The sequence below is a fragment of the Legionella tunisiensis genome (assembly GCF_000308315.1).
Taxonomy (GTDB): Bacteria; Pseudomonadota; Gammaproteobacteria; order Legionellales; family Legionellaceae; genus Tatlockia; species Tatlockia tunisiensis.
In genome coordinates this window covers 1-4,900 of the sequence record NZ_CALJ01000263.1, presented here as the reverse complement: position 1 = coordinate 4,900, position 4,900 = coordinate 1, and the positions used below count along the sequence as shown (strand labels likewise).

The window sequence follows — 4,900 nt, the reverse complement described above, 5'->3', positions numbered from 1 at the left end:
ATTAATTTTAAGCAAGCTGACTTGTATGGCTTACTGAGGCAAAAAGTAAATGCTCACTTTAAGGAATCAAATATTTCTAAATACGGTGGTTATGCTATCGCACTAAAAAGCAGTATTCTTTTATTAATGCTATTTATCCCATACAGTATATTATTCATGGGCAATCATAGTGGCTTAACTATGCTGCTACTTACAGCAATTATGGGTGCTGCAATCGCTGGATTGGGTATGAGCGTCATGCATGATTGTATTCATGGCTCATTTTCATCATCATCTAAGGTGAATACTTTTTTGGGTACGATTATATATGTGCTTATTTCAGGTGGAAATCCTATTTGCTGGCGGTTACAGCATAATGTTCTTCATCATCGGTTCACTAACATTCATGGTGTGGATGACGATCTTAACCCTTACGGATTTATGCGCTTTAGTCCACATGATAAAGAAAAATCAATTTTTAGGTTTCAACATCTATATGCTATTTTCTTATATTCTTTGACTACTTTAATCTGGGTATTGCATAAAGAATTTTTCCAATTAAAGAGATACTTTTCAATAGGTTTAATCAAATCAAAGGAACAATACAGGCGAGAACTTGCTTTTTTAGTTATTTCAAAAATCCTTTACTTTAGTTATATACTGATTATCCCTTTATTGTTTTTAAATATCAATATTTTTCAATGGATTATCGGTTTTATAGTGATGCATGCAGTGACTGGTCTTATTATATCATTGATATTTCAGTTAGCGCATGTTATTGAAAAAACAGATTATCCACTACCCGATGAAAATAATACTATTGGTCATGACTGGGCAAGCCATCAAGTAAAAACCACCACAAATTTTTCTCCAAACAATCGCCTTTTAACTTGGTTTATTGGTGGATTAAATTATCAAATTGAACATCATTTTTTCCCTACTATTTCTCATGTTCATTATCCAAAAATTGCGAACCTGATTGAGCAGGTGATAAAAGAATATGGACTTACATACAGGTGTTATCCAACTTTTAGGCAAGCTGTAAAAGCTCATTTTAAACACCTTCACAGTCTTGGGAATCACTAATACGGTTGATATATGACTAGTAGAAGACTGCACTTAACAGCCTAACCGGAAAAACTGATCACTAAAACATATAAAGTAACTGGAAACAAACAAATTATAATAGACTTAGCGAAATATTGAAGAGGTTATCACTCCCCTCCTACACCCCTTATTGCTACTGATTTCTAGGATTATCTTCACTTTATGAATATGATTTTATATGTCTAAAGAACCGGTTGCTTTTATAACTAAAAGCAACCCTGAATTAGACATGATATTGTAAATCAAAGTTAAACTATCTCAACCTCTTCAGCTTGCGGACCTTTAGGACCTTCACTAGGTTTAAACATTACATTCGCACCGTCTTTTAAGGTTTTAAAGCCTTCACTAACAATTGACCGAAAATGAACAAAATAGTCTTTTCCATGAGATTCTATAAACCCAAAGCCTTTATCCTCATTAAACCACTTAACGCTACCTTTAATTTTATTTGACATAATAATTTTTACTCTTTTAATTTAAATTTGTTTAAAATAAATCGAGAAGCATAGTCGTCGCACTACTACAAAAACAATAACGACCACGTCTCGCTACCTCTTTCGAGGATTTTTTCCTTTGAAAAAAGCCCTGCTTCTTCTCAAGTTCAACCTAGCAAACAATTTACCACTTATCTTTAATGCATCCTTTGCAATATTGTATTTGATAAACGATAGCAAATATTTCCAATTTACCTATATATTGACAGGAATGAACGTCACCTTTACGACTCCATCAAATCTGAAATTCAGCAATGACTGTTTCAATAGTCGTATTAAGAGGTGGTTTTCTCTATTAAGTTTATTTTGTTTAACCGTACCCTCCATTTCGTTATGGACAAATCACTAAAAGATGGAATGAATACAGGTGAGGCAGTCAGACAATCGAGAAGTTAATCGTTGAGAATTTAGCTCTTGTTGCCAGCGCAACATAACATGATCATAGTTCAATTGGAAGTAATTATTATTTATGCCAAGATAACATACTGAAAGCAACAATATAGTATAGATAGAAAGGGGCATTAAAAATCATTGGATTGTAAAAACAATTTATACATTAAAAGCATAATCATCCCAACCAGAGCGCAAAAAATACTTGCTGATAATATCCCCAACCGAGCACTATTAATGAGCTCTGGAGCAAACGACAAATTAGCGATAAAAATAGCCATTGTAAATCCGATTCCAGTTAATATACTGCCACTGGCTAACAGCATCCAATTAAGATCCTTAGGTCGTCTTGCCAGTCCAAAAAATTCAGCAATAAAACTAAAAACAAAAACCCCTATTGGTTTTCCCAAAATGAACCCTAAAAAACAGCCAGGGTAACGCTGCTAGTAAAATCTACAGAAGATATCGGTATGCCTGCGTTAGCTAATGCAAATAAAGGCAAAATGAGATACCCAACCCATGGATGCAAAAAGATTTCCAGTCGTTCAACCGGCGAAAGAGCCTCACGAGCAGCCACTTCAGCCCTAAGCAACGCTTTACGATCTTCCGTATCGCCGCTCCAATGTTCTCCAGGAGGATAAGACACTACATGCTCTAAAATTTTATGTAATTGTTTATCATTTATCCATATTCTGGTAGGAGTCATTAAACCCAGAATAACACCGGTAACAGTGGGATGAATACCCGATGAATCTACTGCAACCCAAATAAGAGCACCGATAAAGAAATAAACGACCAAATTACGAATTCCAAGTCGTTTCATTATATGTACAAAAATAAAACCTATTGTCGCTATAAAAAGAGCCCCCCAGGAAATCCCTTGACTATAGCCGATAGCAACAACCAGAATTGCACCAATATCATCAATAATAGCCAATGACAACATAAACATACGAAGGCTTTGAGGAATATGTTTACCAAAGATTGCTAAGCAGCCAATCACAAAAGCGGTATCGGTTGCCATAACTGTACCCCATCCATTCTGCCCAGCCCCCCTGATTGGAGCATGAGATAAATGAGAACCGGTACAAGCATGCCACCAAACGCTGCGACAATAGGAAGTACAGCCACTCTAGGATTTCGTAACTCACCAAATACGAATTCTCGTTTCAATTCTAAAGAGACAAAAAGAAAATAAGGTCATTAATCCATCGTTTATCCAAGCATGAATTGGACGGGAAATTCAAAATCTCCCATGCGAACTCCCAAAGAGAGTTCCCAAACGGATAAAAAGACCTGGACCAAGGCGAGTTCGCAATTACTAACGAAATAACGGTAGACAACAACAATAAGCATGCTGTGCTAGTCTCAATACGAATAAATCGTGCCAATGGTTTGGATATTCGATGTATGAGTTCCTTAGGTAATTGTGGATTTAATGGCACTTGGTTATGATCCTTGGTTATTAGATATCTTCCTATGAAAGTAGCTAAATACAGGCAAACTACGAAAATTCAATTTTTCTCCTGTGACTCTGAATATTAACTCTACTAGATATGCGCATTGGACATAACATGACAAACTGCTACTTGGTAATTTTTCCATGCCTTACCATAAGGATGCCTTCCATTGCCAATTGATAACTTGGAGCTGGTTTAGTAGCTGTTTTCTTTAGGTACCCTTGTGTGACACAAAATTGAACCAACTCGTTAACCTCTTCAAAATTCTTATCTCTTTTTCCAAGCGCTTCAAAAATTTCATCAATTGTTAACGTTACATCAGCTCCTTTATTTTCCGTCATCATTTTTTGAAAAACATCTAAAATATCTTTTTCGTCCATGCTAAATCCTTATTGATATGTCTAATTAATATGTCTAAGTATAATCCAAAATTTCCTAGTATGATCTATCCAATTACCGCGTCCGAAAATCATATCCAGGACGTCCAAATCTATGAGCAACTGCTTTGAGCATACGGTGTAAACGTAGTTACGAGAAATATAAAGCATTCAAATACACAGATACTGAAATAGATAATTCTTGGGAAACTCCAGTTTAGCGATTCTAGAAACAACAACGTGTAGTTAATGAAATTAAAAGGACCATATAGGACCAATTTGCTCGATCCAATTACTTATATTAATTTCTAACTGAATTGAATCTAACCTCCTTTAACATCATCGCATTTCATATTGTAGTAAAAGGACGAGTAAGAAAACGATTAATATGGCTCCAATGAAGAAGGATACGCGATAACCCCAGCGTCTGCTATAGTTCCAGACTGGCAAAGTGCCTATCAGAAGTAAAACTAAAAAGATAACGAATAATATACCGTGCATCATAGCCTCTTCCCTAAGTCAATCGGTTAAACGTAGTCGCACAACGTTAGCACGAACAGTGGGGCTCTTTTTACATTTTGAGGGTTGTTTAAGTATATTGTAAATACTCATTAACCCTCAATCCCAAATGAATCTATTTAGATAGTAACTATATAACGCTTGTTCTAGAAGATGATCTTGTCATGCAATGAATTACTCCTGCTAACAAGACTGTTCTATCTGTTAACAAATGCTTAATCTAAATTTGATATTATTAGTACATGATGATTATTTAAGAATCTATTATGCCACCTAGAAAGTCATCTCTTATCAAATTACCCACAAAGTCATCAACCCTGGGTAGAACAATGACGGTTGATCTCAGCCCCTTATCCCAATTTAAACGTTTTTGGGAAAAGGGCCAATCGGATCGCAGTTCGGTATGGCAAGTTTTAGCTAATAATTACATTAATAAGCCCTATCTTGATATACCTTGGCTTTTTCGAGGCGCCTATGACATTACACACGGTGATTTTACCGTCATCACCGTAACCACCGTAATAACTTCGTATAGCATACATTATACGAAGTTATACGATAACAGCAATCCAAT

General features: G+C 35.6%; 5 protein-coding genes and 1 pseudogene. 2 read left to right on the top strand and 4 right to left on the bottom strand.

The features are described from left to right. Positions 1-1,065: fatty acid desaturase family protein (locus tag BN58_RS15960; protein ID WP_019217668.1), on the top strand; the 1,065-nt coding region annotated here is incomplete at its 5' end. Between the two features lie 269 nt (positions 1,066-1,334). Here the strand turns inward: BN58_RS15960 and BN58_RS15955 are convergent. The 4 genes and pseudogenes from BN58_RS15955 to BN58_RS30045 all read right to left on the bottom strand — a co-directional run bounded on the left by BN58_RS15955 (position 1,335) and on the right by BN58_RS30045 (position 4,308). Beyond that, entirely contained in the window at positions 1,335-1,541 is a 207-nt protein-coding gene (locus BN58_RS15955) for a cold-shock protein (protein WP_019217667.1), read from the bottom strand. A 560-nt stretch (positions 1,542-2,101) separates the two neighbouring features. Beyond that, positions 2,102-3,415 (bottom strand): annotated as a pseudogene (gene nhaA / locus BN58_RS34875) (Na+/H+ antiporter NhaA). A gap of 140 nt (positions 3,416-3,555) precedes the next feature. Continuing rightward, on the bottom strand, positions 3,556-3,810 hold the full coding sequence (locus BN58_RS15945) for a hypothetical protein (RefSeq protein ID WP_019217666.1): 255 nt from the start codon (positions 3,808-3,810) through the stop codon (positions 3,556-3,558). 336 nt (positions 3,811-4,146) lie between these two features. Further along, a complete protein-coding gene (locus BN58_RS30045; protein ID WP_198009948.1) occupies positions 4,147-4,308 on the bottom strand; it encodes a DUF3309 family protein in 162 nt (53 codons plus the stop codon). A 284-nt stretch (positions 4,309-4,592) separates the two neighbouring features. Here BN58_RS30045 and BN58_RS26300 point away from each other — a divergent pair. Beyond that, positions 4,593-4,900: hypothetical protein (locus BN58_RS26300; RefSeq protein ID WP_156812578.1), on the top strand; the 308-nt coding region annotated here is incomplete at its 3' end.

Bases quoted from the DNA above. Each gene is read 5' to 3' on its own strand.
- BN58_RS15945 (WP_019217666.1), bottom strand. From the start codon at position 3,810: ATGGACGAAAAAGATATTTTAGATGTTTTTCAAAAAATGATGACGGAA.
- BN58_RS30045 (WP_198009948.1), bottom strand. From the start codon at position 4,308: ATGCACGGTATATTATTCGTTATCTTTTTAGTTTTACTTCTGATAGGC.
- BN58_RS15955 (WP_019217667.1), bottom strand. From the start codon at position 1,541: ATGTCAAATAAAATTAAAGGTAGCGTTAAGTGGTTTAATGAGGATAAA.